The sequence below is a fragment of the Pseudomonas sp. VA159-2 genome, assembly GCF_024126635.1.
GTDB lineage: Bacteria > Pseudomonadota > Gammaproteobacteria > Pseudomonadales > Pseudomonadaceae > Aquipseudomonas > Aquipseudomonas muyukensis.
On sequence record NZ_JAMYBV010000029.1, the window covers coordinates 1 to 15,849 of the forward strand.

General features: G+C 64.5%; 16 protein-coding genes. 4 read left to right on the plus strand and 12 right to left on the minus strand.

Features of this window, described 5'->3' with window-relative positions; genetic code table 11:
- The 3 genes from NJG22_RS24600 to NJG22_RS21265 form a co-directional block, all read left to right on the plus strand.
- On the plus strand, nucleotides 1-617 hold a 617-nt coding region (locus NJG22_RS24600; protein ID WP_290445344.1), incomplete at its 5' end, for an RHS repeat-associated core domain-containing protein.
- Nucleotides 617-955, plus strand: coding sequence for a hypothetical protein (locus NJG22_RS21260; protein WP_253097527.1), 339 nt, complete (start codon nucleotides 617-619; stop codon nucleotides 953-955). The genes NJG22_RS24600 and NJG22_RS21260, both read left to right, overlap by 1 nt.
- A gap of 74 nt (nucleotides 956-1,029) precedes the next feature.
- The gene (locus tag NJG22_RS21265; protein WP_253097529.1) at nucleotides 1,030-1,167 is read left to right on the plus strand and encodes a hypothetical protein; all 138 of its coding nucleotides are present in this window, start codon (nucleotides 1,030-1,032) and stop codon (nucleotides 1,165-1,167) included.
- A 106-nt stretch (nucleotides 1,168-1,273) separates the two neighbouring features.
- Here NJG22_RS21265 and NJG22_RS21270 read toward each other — a convergent pair whose 3' ends face one another.
- From NJG22_RS21270 to zwf, 3 genes are read right to left on the minus strand one after another with little or no spacing between them, the layout of a single operon-like run.
- On the minus strand, nucleotides 1,274-1,948 hold the full coding sequence (locus NJG22_RS21270) for a bifunctional 4-hydroxy-2-oxoglutarate aldolase/2-dehydro-3-deoxy-phosphogluconate aldolase (protein WP_253097531.1): 675 nt from the start codon (nucleotides 1,946-1,948) through the stop codon (nucleotides 1,274-1,276).
- A 17-nt stretch (nucleotides 1,949-1,965) separates the two neighbouring features.
- Nucleotides 1,966-2,679, minus strand: coding sequence for a 6-phosphogluconolactonase (gene pgl, locus NJG22_RS21275; RefSeq protein WP_253097533.1), 714 nt, complete (start codon nucleotides 2,677-2,679; stop codon nucleotides 1,966-1,968).
- On the minus strand, nucleotides 2,666-4,135 hold the full coding sequence (zwf, locus tag NJG22_RS21280) for a glucose-6-phosphate dehydrogenase (RefSeq protein WP_253097535.1): 1,470 nt from the start codon (nucleotides 4,133-4,135) through the stop codon (nucleotides 2,666-2,668). The genes pgl and zwf overlap by 14 nt, the downstream gene beginning before the upstream one ends.
- 190 nt (nucleotides 4,136-4,325) lie before the next feature.
- Here zwf and hexR point away from each other — a divergent pair, with 190 nt between their 5' ends.
- The gene (hexR, locus tag NJG22_RS21285) at nucleotides 4,326-5,189 is read left to right on the plus strand and encodes a DNA-binding transcriptional regulator HexR (protein WP_253097640.1); all 864 of its coding nucleotides are present in this window, start codon (nucleotides 4,326-4,328) and stop codon (nucleotides 5,187-5,189) included.
- Here the strand turns inward: hexR and NJG22_RS21290 are convergent.
- The 9 genes from NJG22_RS21290 to NJG22_RS21330 form a co-directional block, all read right to left on the minus strand.
- The gene (locus NJG22_RS21290; RefSeq protein WP_253097536.1) at nucleotides 5,182-6,036 is read right to left on the minus strand and encodes a D-hexose-6-phosphate mutarotase; all 855 of its coding nucleotides are present in this window, start codon (nucleotides 6,034-6,036) and stop codon (nucleotides 5,182-5,184) included. The genes hexR and NJG22_RS21290 overlap by 8 nt on opposite strands.
- A gap of 117 nt (nucleotides 6,037-6,153) precedes the next feature.
- A complete protein-coding gene (locus NJG22_RS21295) occupies nucleotides 6,154-7,497 on the minus strand; it encodes a carbohydrate porin (RefSeq protein WP_253097538.1) in 1,344 nt (447 codons plus the stop codon).
- A 185-nt stretch (nucleotides 7,498-7,682) separates the two neighbouring features.
- Nucleotides 7,683-8,831, minus strand: a complete 1,149-nt coding sequence (gene ugpC, locus NJG22_RS21300; protein ID WP_253097540.1) for a sn-glycerol-3-phosphate ABC transporter ATP-binding protein UgpC — start codon at nucleotides 8,829-8,831, stop codon at nucleotides 7,683-7,685.
- Nucleotides 8,832-8,834: 3 nt separating this feature from the next.
- Nucleotides 8,835-9,680, minus strand: coding sequence for a carbohydrate ABC transporter permease (locus tag NJG22_RS21305; RefSeq protein WP_253097542.1), 846 nt, complete (start codon nucleotides 9,678-9,680; stop codon nucleotides 8,835-8,837).
- The gene (locus NJG22_RS21310) at nucleotides 9,673-10,581 is read right to left on the minus strand and encodes a sugar ABC transporter permease (protein WP_253097544.1); all 909 of its coding nucleotides are present in this window, start codon (nucleotides 10,579-10,581) and stop codon (nucleotides 9,673-9,675) included. Before NJG22_RS21310 ends, NJG22_RS21305 begins: the two co-directional genes overlap by 8 nt.
- Nucleotides 10,582-10,783: 202 nt before the next feature.
- Complete coding sequence (locus NJG22_RS21315) at nucleotides 10,784-12,070, minus strand: ABC transporter substrate-binding protein (RefSeq protein WP_253097546.1); 1,287 nt, start codon at nucleotides 12,068-12,070, stop codon at nucleotides 10,784-10,786.
- Between the two features lie 115 nt (nucleotides 12,071-12,185).
- The gene (locus tag NJG22_RS21320) at nucleotides 12,186-13,403 is read right to left on the minus strand and encodes an AGE family epimerase/isomerase (protein ID WP_253097548.1); all 1,218 of its coding nucleotides are present in this window, start codon (nucleotides 13,401-13,403) and stop codon (nucleotides 12,186-12,188) included.
- 245 nt (nucleotides 13,404-13,648) lie between these two features.
- Nucleotides 13,649-15,103 carry an ATP-binding protein gene (locus tag NJG22_RS21325; protein ID WP_290445346.1) on the minus strand — a complete coding sequence of 485 codons (1,455 nt, stop codon included), beginning with the start codon at nucleotides 15,101-15,103 and terminating at the stop codon, nucleotides 13,649-13,651.
- Complete coding sequence (locus tag NJG22_RS21330; protein ID WP_217849784.1) at nucleotides 15,087-15,809, minus strand: response regulator transcription factor; 723 nt, start codon at nucleotides 15,807-15,809, stop codon at nucleotides 15,087-15,089. Before NJG22_RS21330 ends, NJG22_RS21325 begins: the two co-directional genes overlap by 17 nt.
- Nucleotides 15,810-15,849: the final 40 nt, after the last annotated feature.

Consider the following 15,849-nt stretch of genomic DNA (forward strand, 5'->3'; position numbering starts at 1 on the left):
ACAAGGCTTGGGGTGAAGTTCGCGAGGAACGCTCGGACTGGGCCAAGCAGCACGGCCTGGGCAACCCGATTCGCTTCCAGGGGCAGTATCACGATCACGAGACGGGGCTGCATTACAACCGCTTCAGGTATTATGATCCACGGGCTGGCCGATTTATCGGACAAGATCCGATTGGCTATGCGGGTGGCTTGAACCTCTTTGCGTACGTCCCTAATCCCATCGGGTGGATAGATCCACTTGGCTTGTCGTCTAAGGTTAAAGATGGCGTAGGAAAATTGGTTGATGTTACTGACTTAGGTATACCGGACAGCTCGCAATTTGAGCCTAATCCAAATGTCAGTCAGCCTTATGCTAGGACAAGTAAGCTAGGCCCGACGAAAGCTCAAACAGATAGCGTCGCAAACTTGCCGTGCGTTAGATGTGGAACAGTTCAACCGAAAATGGTTGCAGACCACAAGGATCCTTTAGTTGTAGAGTACTATCGGACAGGCACCAATGACGCCACTGCACAAACTTCGCTTTCGGCGGTGCAGCCACATTGCCAGATATGTTCTAGGCAACAGGGTGGGCAGGCTTCCGTGTTTTCAAAGTCGATGAAGAAAAAGCGAGGACTATAATGGTTAATGAACTCGAAATTTCCCCCAGCAGTGATCAGATAGATGTCTGTAACCGTTACAATGTTGTACCTAGGACACCCGAAGATCGAGTAGCTGTAGCGCTCCATACGCTAAGCGATTCTCCAATTTATGGTACCCGCATACGAGATGCTAAAAGCGGCGCAATTAGTTGGTTTCTCTACTGTGGAAAGTTTTCAGAAGCCGATGATTTTTTTCAGCCGCTTCATACTGATCACCTGGTGGAAGATTTACCGGAGGTGGTGAAGTACTTGTATCTTCCTGAGGGCGCTAACTTCATCATTGACAGGAGTGGGTACGAAGATGTCTGGTTTGAATAACTGACTCTAAACATGCGTTCCCGCTGCCCAAGGAAGGCAAGCCGCACTACAACGCAGTGGAGTACTTCACTCTGGTGCGCACCAGTGAGGAGCAATTGCTGCGCGGCCTGGGCCGCCGTGAGACCTACGCCCGCCACGGTGAGCGTTTCTACCTGACCCATATCCACCTGCGAAGCGGCGCGGTGGCAAGAGCAGAAAGGGGACAGATTTGAATGGCACTTACTTAACAGTTCGATGCTTTGCCCGTGGCAAACGCGACCCCAAAAAAGGGGCGCCGACCAAGCGCCCCACAAGCCGTGTAGCACACAACGAAATCGGTCAGTCCAGCAACGCCATCGCCTCGGCGCTGCACGCCTCGATCCGCGCCCAGTCGCCGTTCTTGATCCAGCTGCTGTCGAGCATCCAGGTGCCACCCACGCACATTACATTGGGCAGGGCCATGTAGTTACGCACGTTGGCCGGGTTCACCCCGCCGGTGGGGCAGAAGCGAATGTCGCCGAACGGGCCGGCAAAGGCCTTGATCGCCGCCACACCACCGCTGATCTCGGCGGGGAACAGCTTGAAGCGCCGGTAGCCGAGGGCGTAGCCCATCATGATTTCCGACGGTGTGCTGATGCCCGGCAACAACGGGATATCGCTGTCCACGCCGGCCTCGAGAATGTCCTGGGTAATGCCCGGGGTGACGACGAACTGCGCGCCCGCCGCCTCGACAGCCGCGAACATGCCGCGGTCGAGCACGGTACCGGCGCCGACGCACAGCTCCGGGCGCTGCTCGCGCAGCACCTGGATGGCCTTCAGGCCGTGCTGCGAGCGCAGGGTCACTTCCAGGGTGCGGATGCCGCCCGCGGCCAAGGCGTCGGCCAGGGGCAGGATGTCTTCCTCACGGGCGATGGTGATCACCGGCAGGATGCGCGCCTTGTCGCAGATCGCGTCGATGCGTTGGGCTTTATCGGCCATCGAGAGCAAAGGCTGGGGGCGTTCGAGGGTGGTCATGACAATGGGTCCTTGGCTCATGGGCACCAGTAGATGTCCAGGGGGTCGTGAAGAAAGGCGCGGATCGGCATTTCGGTTGGGTCTTCGCCCGCCAGCGCGGTGCGCAGGGTGGCGAGCTTGCCCGCGCCCTGTACCGCCAACAGGGTCAGGCCGGCACTGGCCAGCAGCGCGCGGGTCATGCTCAGGCGCTGGTGCGGTACGCTGGGCGCCAGCATCGGCAGGCAGCGGCGCTCGCCGACCTTGGCCAGGCCCTGGCGCAGGTTGGGGCTGGCCGGGAACAGCGAGGCGGTATGGCCATCGTCGCCCATGCCCAGCACCAGCACGTCGATCGGCGGCAGGTCGGCCAAGACCTGGTCGGCTTGCTCGGCAGCAGCTTCCAGGGTCGCGGCGCTCTGGTACAGCCCGATGAACCGCGCCTTGGCTGCCGGCCCCTTGAACAGGTGGCGGGCCAGCAGGCCGGCATTGCTGTCGGCGTGGGCCACCGGCACCCAACGCTCATCGGCCAGGCTCACGGTCACCTTGGACCAGTCCAGCACCTCGGCCGCCAGCTTCTCGAGGAATGGCACCGGGCTACGCCCGCCAGACAGCACCAAGCAGGCCTGACCCTTGCTGGCGATCGCCTGGCGCAGGCGCTCGGCCACATCATGGGCCTGGGTCGCCGCCAGGGTTTTCGGATCGGCCAGCTCGTGAACCTTCACGGTCGCCGGCAGTTGCAGTTCAGATATCGCCATACCAGGCCCTCCCATCGCGGGTGATCAGTGCAATCGAGCTCATCGGCCCCCAGGAACCGGCCGCATAGGGCTTGGGCGCGTCGCCGGTGTGCTTCCAGCCGGCGATCAGCTGGTCGCACCACTTCCAGGCGTACTCGATCTCGTCCTTGCGCACGAACAGGTTCTGGTTGCCGCGCATCACTTCCAGCAGCAAGCGCTCGTAGGCATCCGGAATCCGCGCGCTGCGCCAGGTGTCGGAAAAATTGAGTTGCAGCGGGCCGCTGCGCAGTTGCATGCCCTTGTCCAGGCCCTGCTCCTTGGTCATCACCCGCAGCGAGATGCCTTCGTCCGGCTGCAGGCGGATGATCAGCTTGTTGCCGATCTGCAAGCGCTGCTCCGGGGCGAAGATGTAGTGCGGGGTTTCCTTGAAGTGGATGACGATCTGCGACAGCTTCTGCGGCATGCGCTTGCCGGTCCGCAGGTAGAACGGTACGCCCGACCAGCGCCAGTTGCGAATATCGGCACGCAGGGCGACGAAGGTCTCGGTGTCGCTCTGGGCATTGGCGTTGTCTTCCTCGAGGTAGCCCGGCACCGGCTTGCCGTCGCTGTAGCCGGCGATGTACTGGCCACGCACCACGCGGGTGCTCAGTCCATCACCGGTGATCGGCGCCAGGGCCTTGAGCACCTTGACCTTCTCGTCGCGGATACTGTCGGCCGACAGGTCGCTCGGCGGGTCCATGGCGATCAGGCACAGCAGCTGCAACAGGTGGTTCTGGATCATGTCGCGCAGCTGGCCGGCCTTGTCGAAGTAGCCCCAGCGGCCTTCGATACCGACCTTCTCGGCGACGGTGATCTCCACGTGGGAGATGGAGTTCTGGTTCCACTGGGTTTCGAACAGGCTGTTGGCGAAACGCAGGGCGATCAGGTTCTGCACCGTCTCCTTGCCCAGGTAGTGGTCGATGCGGTACACGCGGTTCTCGGGGAAGAAACGCGCCACGGCATCGTTGACCCGCCGCGACGACTCCAGGTCGTGGCCGATGGGTTTCTCCAGCACGACCCGGGTGCGCGGCGCCAGGCCTGCACGGTCGAGGTTTTCGCAAATGGCGCCATAGACTGCCGCCGCCGTGGCGAAATAGGCGATCAGTGGTTGATCGCTCGGCGCCTGTTCGGCCAGGGCCTGGTAGCCCTCGGGCTCGACGAAGTCCAGGTGCAGGTAGCTCAGGCGCCCGAGGAAACGGCCCAGGGAGGCAGCGTCGATTTCCGCCTCCGGCACATGCAGGCGCAAATGGGCCTCGATGTTGTCCAGGTGCGCTTGCGCGCTACCGGCTTCGCGGGCCAGGGCCAGCAGGCGGGTATCTGGGTGCAGGAGGTCGGCACGGTCGAGCTGGTAGAGCGCAGGAAACAGCTTGCGCAATGCCAGGTCGCCGAGGGCGCCAAAGAGGGCAAAGGTGCAAGGTTCGACACTGATCGCTGCCATGATGTTGGTTCTTTTATAAAGTTGAGCTAGGAATACCGCTTTCAACCCTGCTTTTCAAGGGTCAATGTAGTAAAAACCACAACATTAGTTACACCCATTACAGACAAGTGGTGTGACAATCTTACCGACAGTAGGATACACACCATCGCAAAAAGCCTGCTTCCCGACCCAAGGACCCACCATGGACCGCGTGCGCAACCTCCTGGAACAGATCCAGGGCCGCCTCGACGAGCTGAACAAGGCCGAGCGCAAAGTCGCCGAAGTCATCCTGCTCAACCCGCAACAGGCCACCCGCTTCAGCATCGCCGCCCTGGCCCAGGCGGCCAAGGTCAGCGAACCGACCGTCAACCGCTTCTGCCGCTCGTTCGGCGTCAGCGGCTACCCCGAGCTCAAGCTGCAACTGGCGCAGAGCCTGGCCAGCGGCGCCGCCTACGTGAGCCGCGCGGTGGAGGCCGACGACGATCCGGCGGCCTATACCCAGAAGATCTTCGGCAGCGCCATCGCCTCGCTGGACAGCGCCTGCCAGGCGCTCGACCCGCAGCAGGTCAGTCGCGCCGTGGACATGATGATCCAGGCCCGGCAGATCCACTTCTTCGGCCTTGGCGCCTCGGCCCCGGTGGCCCTGGACGCCCAGCACAAGTTCTTCCGCTTCAACCTGGCGGTGTCGGCCCATGCCGACGTGCTGATGCAGCGCATGCTGGCCTCGGTGGCGCACACCGGCGACCTGTTCGTGATCATCTCCTACACCGGGCGCACCCGCGAACTGGTCGAGGTGGCGCGCCTGGCGCGGGAAAACGGCGCCTCGGTGCTCGGCCTGACCGCCGCCGGCTCGCCGCTGGCCCAGGCCTGCAGCCTGAGTTTGTTCATCCCGCTGCCCGAAGACACCGACATCTACATGCCGATGACCTCGCGGATCATCCAGCTCACCGTGCTCGATGTGCTGGCCACCGGCATGACCCTGCGCCGCGGCGTGGACTTCCAGCCGCACCTGCGCAAGATCAAGGAAAGCCTCAACGCCAGCCGCTACCCGGCCGCCGACGACGACCTCAGCTGAGCCGGTGCGCCTGCAAGCGCAGGTGTGCCCGTTCGCCCGGGGCCAGGCTCAGCCCCTCGTCGCTGCCACTGGCGACTTCGACGCAGACGAACCCCTGGCACTCGCGCCCGCTCACGCCCATCAATGGCCGGTTGCCCGGGTGCCAGACCACGGTGTCGTCGCTGTCCCCGGTGTCGATGCACAGCTCACGCTGCCAGGCCGGGTCCTGCAACTGCACGCGCGGCGTGCCCGGGTAGACCTTCTGGCAGCCGCCCTTGAGCGTCAGCGCGCCGTCTTCGCGACAGGCCTGGCGATTGAGGCGATCATAGCCGTCGATGTCCTCGAGCCCAGACAGCGCTATCTTCGACACGTCGCTGATGCGCCAATAGGCCAGTAGCGCATGGCTCAGCTGGCAGGGCTCGCTGTCCTGGTGCTCGGTGCACAGGCTCAGCTCCATGCTCGCGCCCAGGCGGGCGTGCAGATCGACCTGCCAGTCGCACAGGTCCAGGCGCCAGGTCAGGCTCACGCCCTCCTCGTCCTCGCGGCTGTCGATCAGCTTCCAGTCCAGCAGCCGCGCCCAGCCATGGGCCGGCCACAGGTCTTCGCTGGGATGACGGCCGTACCAGGGCCAGCACACCGGCACGCCGCCACGGATGGCGCCAACCTGCGGCCACTGCTCGGCACACCACAACCAGGGCTTTTCACCGGCCGGCTGGAAATGCAGCAACTGCCCGCCCTGGCGGCTGAACACCGCCTGGCACCGGGGGTGATCGATGATCAGGACATCGCGCTGCTGGTAACGCTCCCACTCGAAGGTCGGCCTGGGCCGTTGCGAGGTGAAAAAGTGATGTAGCGGATGTTCAGGCATGGTTCCAAGCTCTTTTGTTGTTCGAGATAGCGCTGTCTTGGCCTGGACCCATTCACCACTGCGCAGCAGTGGTGAATGGCAGACCAAATGGATGGCGTAAATTTACAACAATTTTTCTCAGAATGACGACTGAATCTTCAAGCCCGCGACCAGCGCGTTGTCCACCTCGTCGACACCGCCCGGGCTCTTGATGTACTGCAGGTTGGGGCGCACGGTCAGCCAGTTGGTGACGTGGAAGCCGTAGTAAAGCTCGGCGTTGTATTCGGTGCGTTGCAGCGGCACGAAGCCTGGGTTGTCGTAGTCGTTGATGCCGGACTGGGCGTTGAGCAGTTCGGCGCGTTTCTTCACGTCGTCGTTGACGTGGATACGGGCGATGCCGAAGCCGATGTCGTCCTTGGGCCGGGCATCGAAGGCGCCCTTGTAGACCAGGCCAACCTGCTGGTAGTTGTCGACCACGTTGGTGGCCTTGTCGTGCACGGTGAAGTTGGCGAACAGGCTCAAGCCACGGTTGACGTCACCGGCCTGGGCAGTGACCTGCTGCTGCGCCACCACCCACCAGCCATGCTTGCTGGAGTGCGACTTGAACGCCGCGCCAGTCAGTGCCTGCGGGTTGCCGTTGACGTCGTCGTATACGTCGTCGGCCTTGGCGGTGCTGTAGTAGTAGCCCAGGCGGTATTCGCCGGGCAGGCCGTTGACCTTGGGCGACCACACCGCCTCCACTGGCAGGATCGCGCCCTTGGTGCCGCTGCCGCTGAGCTTGAAGCCGTTGCCGGTCTCCAGGTTCGACGGGTTCTGCTCGAAGGCGCCGACCTGGACGAAGAATTGCGGGGTGATGTTGTACTTGACCCGCAGCGCCCACTGGCTGACCGGCCAGTTGTACCAGATGCCACCGACCCAGTTGCCCACCTGCGAGCCGCAGAACGCCAGGTTCTGGAAGTCGCAGGGGAAGCTGTTGAAATCCTCCCCCTCGCCGAAGCGGCCGAATTTCACGTCCAGCGCGCCGTCGAAGTACTTCTGCTTGATCCACATCTGGGTCAGGCGCCAGGTCTGGCCCCGGCCCCAGACTTCCTGCACCGAGCTGAACTGCCCGGCACGTGGGTCGCTGATGCGGTCGTTGGACAGGTTGCGGCCGCTACGCTCGGTGATCGCCAGCTTGAACTCGGTGTCCTTCCAACCGAAGATCTTCTCCAGGTCCAGGTGTGCGCCGAGGGCGAACTGGTCGCTGTAGCGCGCGGTCTTGTCGTCGTTGTAGCCGCCGTGCAGGTTGCCGGCCACCTCGCCCACATAATCGAGGGTGAAGTCATAGCCCTTCTCCAGCAGCTCGGTGCGGGTGCCGCCCCAGTCGCCGGTCATCCATTTCGATTCCGACGAGAAAGCCTCGGCGGCCTGGGCCCCGCCGCTGCCGACCACGGCCAGCAACGCCAGCGAGCCCAGTGTCCTGATGCGATTGCGATGTTCCATCCCTTTGCGTCCTCTTTTCTTGTTATTAACAGAACGGTTTAACGGCGCGGGTCTGTAGGAGCGGCCTTGTGTCGCGATAGGGCTGCGTAGCGGCCCCAGGATCTGCGCATCCCGCACAATTGCCGGGGCTGCTTTGCAGCCCTTTCGCGACACAAGGCCGCTCCCACAGGGTACGACCGCCGTCCTTAACGGCCTTTGAAACGCGTCACGTTGTCCTTTATGGCGGTGGCGGCAAGATCCAAGCGTTCGCCGCTACTGGCGTCGAACAGCAGCACCCGCGCCGGGTCGAACTGCAAGTCGAGGCTGTCGCCGACCCGGCACGCCACATCCGGCGCCAGGCGGCAGCAGACCTTGGTCTGGTTGAGGGTGACGAACACCAGCAGGTCCGGCCCGGTGGGTTCGGTCACCTGCACCTCGGCGCGGATACCCGGCAGGCCATTGCCCTGCGCGGTGCCCAGGCTGATCTGCTCCGGACGCACGCCAAGGATCACCTCACGCCCCTCCAGCTCATCCGCCGCCACGCCCAGCGGCAGCTCGCAGCGCGCCTGACCGCTGTCGAGCAGGGCCAGCACGCGACCTTCCTGGCGGCTCAGGCGTACCGGAATGAAGTTCATCGGCGGCGAACCGATGAAGCTGGCGACGAACAGGTTGGCCGGGTCGTTGTAGATCTGCTGCGGGGTGCCGAACTGCTGGATGATGCCGTCCTTCATCACCGCCACCTTGTCGCCCAGGGTCATGGCCTCGATCTGGTCATGGGTGACATACACCGTGGTGGTCTTCAGGCGCTGGTGCATCAGCTTGATCTCGGTGCGCATCTCCACCCGCAGCTTGGCGTCGAGGTTCGACAGCGGTTCGTCGAACAGGTAGATCTTCGGCCGCCGCGCCAGTGCCCGGCCCATGGCCACGCGCTGCTGCTGGCCGCCGGACAGCTGGCCGGGCTTGCGCGCCAGCAGGTGCTCGATCTGCAGCAGCTTGGCCACCCGCGCCACCTCGTCGTCGATGGCCGCCTGGGGCAGCTTGCGGATCTTCAGGCCGAAGGCGATGTTGTCGCGCACGTTCATGGTCGGGTACAGCGCGTAGGACTGGAACACCATGGCGATGTCGCGATCCTTGGGGCTCATGCCGCTGACGTCTGCGTCGTCGATGAGGATCGCCCCGCCGCTGATGCTTTCCAGGCCGGCGATGCAGTTCATCAGCGTCGACTTGCCGCATCCCGAGGGGCCGACCAGGATCAGGAACTCGCCGTCCTTGATCGCCAGCTGGATGTCCTTGAGCGTGTCCGGCAGGCCCACGCCGTAGGTCTTGTGCACATTGCGAAGTTCGAGTGTTGCCATGACTTACCCCTTGACCGCGCCGGCAGTCAGCCCGCGCACGAAATACTTGCCTGCGACCACGTAGACCAGCAGCGTCGGCAGCCCGGCGATCATCGCCGCGGCCATGTCGACGTTGTATTCCTTGGCCCCGGTGCTGGTGTTGACCAGGTTGTTCAGGGCCACGGTGATCGGTTGCGAGTCGCCGCTGGAGAACACCACGCCGAACAGGAAGTCGTTCCAGATCTGGGTGAACTGCCAGATCAGGCAGACCATGACGATCGGCGTCGACATCGGCAGGATGATCCGCCCGAAGATGGTGAAGAACCCCGCGCCATCCAGGCGCGCAGCCTTGACCAGCGCCTCGGGGATGCTCACGTAGTAGTTGCGGAAGAACAGCGTGGTGAAGGCCAGGCCATAGACCACATGCACCAGCACCAGTCCGCTGGTGGTGCTGGCCAGGCCCAGCTTGCCAAGGGTGAACGAGGCCGGCAGCAGCACGGTCTGGAACGGCAGGAAGCAGCCGAACAGCAGCAGGCCGAAGAACAGCTGCGAGCCGCGAAAGCGCCACATCGACAGCACATAGCCGTTGAGCGCGCCGATGGCCGTGGAAATCAGCACCGCCGGCACGGTGATCAGGATCGAGTTGACGAAGTAGCCGTTGACCGTGGCCCAGGCCTTGCTCCAGCCAATGGCGGTGAATGCGCTCGGCCAGCTCAGCAGATTGCCGCTGCCAATGTCCTCGGGGGTCTTGAAGCTGGTCAGCAGCATCACCACCAATGGCACCAGGTACAGCAGCACGGCAAGCAGCAGCACGCCATGAATGGCGATGCGGCCAAGGTTCAGCGTTGGTTTGTCGGCAAGGCTAGTCATGGCGTTTGCCCCGCAATTCGGAGTACAGGTAAGGCACCAGGATGGCCAGGATCGCCCCCAGCATGAGGATGGCGCTGGCCGAGCCCATGCCCATCTGCCCACGGCTGAAGGTGAACGAATACATGAACATCGCCGGCAGGTCGGAGGCGTAGCCCGGGCCACCGGCGGTCATCGCCGCGACCAGGTCGAAGCTCTTGATGGCGATGTGCGACAGGATCATCAGCGCGCTGAAGAACACCGGACGCAGGCTGGGCAGCACCACGGTCCAGTAGATCCGCGGCAGGCTGGCGCCGTCGAGCTGGGCGGCGCGGATGATCGACGGGTCGACGCCCCTGAGCCCTGCCAGGAACATCGCCATGATGAAGCCCGAGGCCTGCCACACGGCGGCGATCACCAGGCAGTAGACCACCCGGTCGGGGTCGATCAGCCAGTCCAGGCGAAAGCCTTCCCAACCCCAGTCGCGCAGCAGCTTGTCCAGGCCCATGCCAGGGTTGAGCAACCATTTCCAGGCGGTACCGGTGACGATCATCGACAGCGCCATGGGGTACAGGTAGATCGTGCGGATGAAGCCTTCGCGGCGGATGCGCTGGTCGAGCAGCACGGCGAGTAACACGCCGATGGCCAGGGTGATGCCGATGAACAGGCCGCCGAACAGCAGCAGGTTCTTGCTCGCCACCCACCAGCGGTCGTTGTCGAACAGCCGGGCGTACTGCGCCAGGCCGGCCCATTTGTAGGTGGGCAGGAAGGTCGAGGTGGTGAACGAGAGGACGAAGGTCCACAAAATGTAGCCGTAGAAGCCCACCAGGACGATGAACATGCTCGGCGCCAGCACCAGTTTCGGTAGCCAGCGCTGCAGCGCGTCCAGTGGGGAAGCCCGCAGGCGGGCGGTTGCTGTGGTCATGGTTCGGATCTCGTTTCGAGAGCGACACGGAGCCCTGTAGGAGCGGCCTTGCCGAGGCGTCGGACCGGTCGGAAAGGGCTGCGCCGCAGCCCCGGGGCCTGATGAGCTAAACCGCAAGGACCTTCCTGCTGGGTTCCGGGACCGCTACGCGGTCCTTTCGCGGCGCAAGGCCGCTCCCACAGGAAGCCTCGCCAGACAAGGACTATTGAGCCGCCTTCACCGCCGCGTAGAGCTTCTTCGCCGCATCGGCCGGATCGGCCTTGGGATCGTTGATGTAGTTGGTCACCACATCGAAGAACGCCCCCTGCACCGCCAGCGTGGTGGCCATGTTGTGCGCCATGCTCGGTTGCAGTCCGCCGGTCTTGGCGTCGGCCAGGAAGTCCTTGGCCGCGGTCTGGGCGCAGCTGTCGAAGCCGTACTTGCCCATGTCGGCAAGCATGTCGTTGCGCACCGGGATCGAGCCCTTGTTGATGCTGAAGACCTTCTGGAAGTCCTCGCCCAACACCTTGCGCGCGATGTCCTGCTGGCCCGCCGCAGTACCCTTGTCCTTCTGCTTGAACACCACCAGCGAGTCGATGTTGTAGAGGAACGCCTGGTCGGTGCCGGGGAACGGCACGCACTGGTAGTCCTTGCCGGCGGTCTTCTTGGCCAGGGTCCATTCGCTCTTGGCCCAGTCGCCCATGATCTGCATGCCGGCCTTGCCGTTGATGACCTTGCCCGCTTCCAGGTTCCAGTCCTGGCCCTTGCCGTCGGGGTCCATGTAGGTGGCGACCTTCTTCAGCTCGGTGAGCGCCTTGACCATTGCCGGGCCGGTCAGGGCATCCTTGTCCAGCTCGACCAGGGCCTTCCTGTAACCGTCGGCGCCCATGACCGAGAGCACCACGCTCTCGAACACCGTGCTGTCCTGCCACGGCTGGCCACCGTGGGCCAGTGGGATGAAACCGGCGGCCTTGAGCTTGTCGGCGGCGGCGTAGAATTCGTCGAGATTGCTTGGGGCCTTGTCGACACCAGCCTTCTTGAACACCTGCGGGTTGATCCACAGCCAGTTGATGCGGTGGATGTTGACCGGCACGGCCACGTAGTCACCTTCGTACTTCACGGTGTCGGCCACTTTCTTGTCGAGCAGGCTGTCCCACTTTTCTTGCTTGGCCACATCCTTGAGTACGTCGGGATCGAGCAGCCCGGTGGCAGCCCAGTCCTGGATATCCGGGCCCTTGATCTGCGCGACTCCAGGCGGGTTGCCGGCCACGGCGCGGCTCTTGAGCACGGTCATGGCGGTGGCGCCACCGCCACCGGCAACGGCGCCGTCCTTCCAGGTGAAGCCATCTTTCTCGACCTGGGCCTTGAGCACATCCACCGCGGCCTTTTCACCGCCGGAGGTCCACCAATGGACGACTTCCACGCTGCCTTTGGAATCGGCGGCCTGGGCGCTGAGGGAGAACAGGGAAGCGAAGGAGATCGCGGCGGCGAGACGAAGCGTCGGATGCATGGGAATACCTTTCTTGTTGTTATGCGAGGCAAGACTGTCGCTTGCATGGCATGGAGTGTAGGGAGGTCGCGCGCGGCGCCAGGTAACGAACGGATGGGCGAATGTCATCATTTGGTTACATAGCCAGGGCGCAAGCCAAGCTGGGCGCCAAGGGCAGGCGTGGCAGCAGCAGCGCCTGCAGGGCGTGATAAAGGTCAGGCTTGCCACCCCAGATACGCGCGCTGGGCTGGTTGGACGGGTCGAGCTCGTGGTGCCAGCTGCCATGCACGGGGTCGATGAAGTGCGCGGCGATGAACTCCCAGAAGCAGCGATACCAACCCTCGTACTGCGCCTCGCCGGTGCGTTGCAGCAGGGCCGCGGCGCAGGCGCTGGCCTCGGCATGCACCCAGTGCAGGCGCTCGCGCACCACCGGGCGCGCGTGCCAGTCGAGGGTATAGACCAACCCCGGCGCGCCATCGGCTTGCCAGGCGTGGCGGCAGGCACCGTCGAACAGGCCCCTGGCGGCCGACAGCAATGAGCTGGGCACGGGCAACCGCGCCCGTTGCAGGGCCGCCTCCAGGTGCAGCACCAGGCGCGCCCATTCGAAGGCATGCCCTGGCGTGGTGCCGTAGGGGCGAAAGCCATCGGCGGGGTTGTCGCGGTTGTAGTCGGGCAATGGCTGCCAGTGCGCGTCGAAGTGCTCGGTGACCCGAAAACCGTCGGCGGCGGCCTGGGCGAGGATCAAGCGTTCGACGATCCGCAGGGCACGGCGCAGCCACCGCGTGTCGCCGGTCACATCGGCCAGGGCGAGAAACGCTTCGACGCCATGCATGTTGCTGTTGGCGCCCCGGTAAGCCTCCACCTGCCGCCAGTCGCGGGAGAACGACTCGCGCCAGGCGCCCTGCTCCTCGCACCAGAAGCGCTGCTCGATGACCTGGACCACCGCATCCAGCAGGGCCTGGGCCTGGGTGACACCCGCCACCAGCGCCGAACTGGCGGCCAGGGCGACGAAGGCATGCAGGTAGGCGGCCTTGGCAGTGTCGCCATGACCTTCGGGCTGCGCGTACCAGCCGTCGTGCTCCTGGTCGCGTAGCGGGCCTTGCAGGGCCTGGACACCATGCTCGACCAGTTCGCGACACCCCGGCACACCCTGGATATGCGCCAGGGCGAAGCTGTGGCTCATGCGCGCGGTGTTCAAGGTCTCGGCCAGGGCGCAACGGGGCAGACGACCTGCGTCGTCGAGGTTGCCGAAACCCTGGGGCAGGCGCGAGGCTTTAGCGAAGGCAAGCAGGCGCAGGGCCTCGGCGTCGAGCCAGGCACGGTGTGTCGGGGAGTCGATCCAGCGGTTGGCCATGGGCGATGTCTTCCTTGTTGTTGTCAGCCGAGTCTAGTCAGCCGTCCTGGCTGGCATGTCACGAAGACCGGCTCGATTGTCACCGTTTAGTGACATCAGTCCCCTGTAGGAGCGGCCTTGTGTCACGAAAGGGCTGCAAAGCAGACCCAGCAATTTCAGTATCTGCGCCGAGATCCTGGGGCCGCTCTGCGGCCCTTTCCGACCGGTCCGACGCCTCGGCAAGGCCGCTCCTACAGGGGATCGCGTCATTCGGCTGTACGGGGTAGGTACAAGGTCACCCGCAACCCACCTTCACGCAGGTTCACCAGGCTCACCTCGCCGCCATGGCTGTGGGCGATGTTGCGCGCGATGCCCAGCCCCAGCCCATAGCCCTGCTGCTGCCCGGCCAGCCGGAAGTGCGGCTCGAAGACCTGCTCCAGGCGCTGTTCCGGCACCCCCGGCCCTTGGTCGTCCACCTGCAGGACGAAGCTCTCGGCACTGTCGAGGATCCGCAGTTGCGCCCGTTCGCCGTACTTGATGGCGTTGTCGATCAGGTTGCCGATGCAGCGCCGCAACGCCAGTGACTTGCCCAAATACGGCGCCAGCGCCCGGCCCTCGAGGGTGATGCGGCCATCGCCCAGGTAAGGCTCGGCGAGCATCTCCAGCACCTGGTTGAGGTCGATCGGCTCGATGTTCTCGTGAATGTCGGTGTCCTTCACGCACTGCAAGGCGCCCTTGACCAGCAGCTCCAGCTCGTCGAGGTCGCGGCTGAACTTCGCTTGCAGTTGCTCGTCCTCGAGCAGTTCGACCCGCAGGCGCAGGCGGGTGATCGGCGTGCGCAGGTCGTGGGACACCGCGCTGAACAGCTGGGCGCGCTCGGTCAGGTAGCGGCTGATGCGCTCGCGCATGCTGTTGAATGCCCGCCCCACCTCGACCACCTCGCTGCCGCCGCCCTCGGCCACCGGCGCCACGTCGGCGCCCAGCGACAACTCCCGCGCCGCCCGCGCCAGGCGCTTGAGCGGCCGGCTCTGCCAGTGCACCAGCAAGCCGATGAACAGCAACAACAAGGCAGTGGTCAGGGCGATGAAGCCGATCTGCTGGCGCGGCAGGCGCTCGGCCTCGAGGCTGGTGTAGGGCTCGGGCAGCAACGAGGCGATGTACAGCCATTCGCCTTCGCCCAGGCGGATCTGGGTCACCAGCACCGGGGGGTTGAGCGGCTCCAGGGTCAACGAGTAGTGCGCCCAGGAGCGAGGCAGCTCATCGAGCTTCAGGCCGCTGTTGAAGATGCGCAGATCGTCCGGGCTGACGAATTCGACGGAAATCTCCATCTGCTGGCCCAGGCGCTCGTGCAACACGTCCTGGAACACCTCGATCACCGCCAGCTTGCGCGGCGTCACCGGCAGCACCGCCATGTCCAGCGGCTTGACGTTGAGCGAGACGAAAAAGCGCGTGCCGCCCATGCTGCGCAACTGGTCGAGGACCATCGGCCGGTACGCCACCGGCAACGAGCGGAAGTAGCTGACACTGGCGCTCATCGAGTGGGCCAGGCTGCTGGCGCTGGCGCGCAAGCCCTGCAACTGGCTGGCGCGCAGCTGCGCCACCCAGATCAGGCTCGACAAGCCCTGGGCCAGCAGCACCACCAGCAAGGTGAGCAGCAGCATGCGCCCCAGCAGCGAGCGCGGCAGCAGGCGCCAGCGCCCGTCGCTAGCCCGCGCAGACATGGGCCGCCAGCAGGTAGCCACTGCCACGCACGGTGCGGATCAGCCGCGGCGGCTTGTCGGTGTCGCGCAGGCGTTGGCGCAGGCGGCTCACCGCCATGTCGACGATACGGTCCAGTGGCATCGGCTCGCGGCCCCGGGTGGCGTTGCCGATGGTGTCGCGGTCGAGGATCTGTTGTGGGTGGTCGAGGAACAGCTTGAGCAAGGCAAAGTCAGCGCCGGAGAGAATCACCTCCTCGCCGTCGCGGTGGAACAGGCGATGGCTGACGGTGTCCAGGCGCCAGTCGTCGAAGGCCAGCACGGCACTGGCCGGCGCGGCCTGGCCAAAGTCGGCGCGGCGCAGCAGGGCCTTGATCCGCGCCTGCAACTCGCGCGGGCTGAAGGGCTTGCCCAGGTAGTCGTCGGCGCCCAGTTCCAGGCCGATGACCCGGTCGGCCTCGTCGGAGCTGGCGGTGAGCATGATGATCGGCACCCGTGCCTGGCGCGGGTGCTGGCGCACCCAGCGGCACAGGCTGAAACCATCCTCGTCGGGCAGCATCACGTCGAGGATCACCAGGTCGTAGGGGGTGGCGTCCAGGGCGCGGCGAAAGCCCTGGCCATCGGGTTCGGCATGGACCTGCAAGCCGCAGCGGGCGAGGTAGGTCTGCAACAGTTCGCGGATGTCCTGGTCGTCGTCGACCATCAGGATCGATTTGCCGGCAGTGGTCACAATGGTCAATCCTCTTGTCAACGCAGGTCTTCATGCCTGC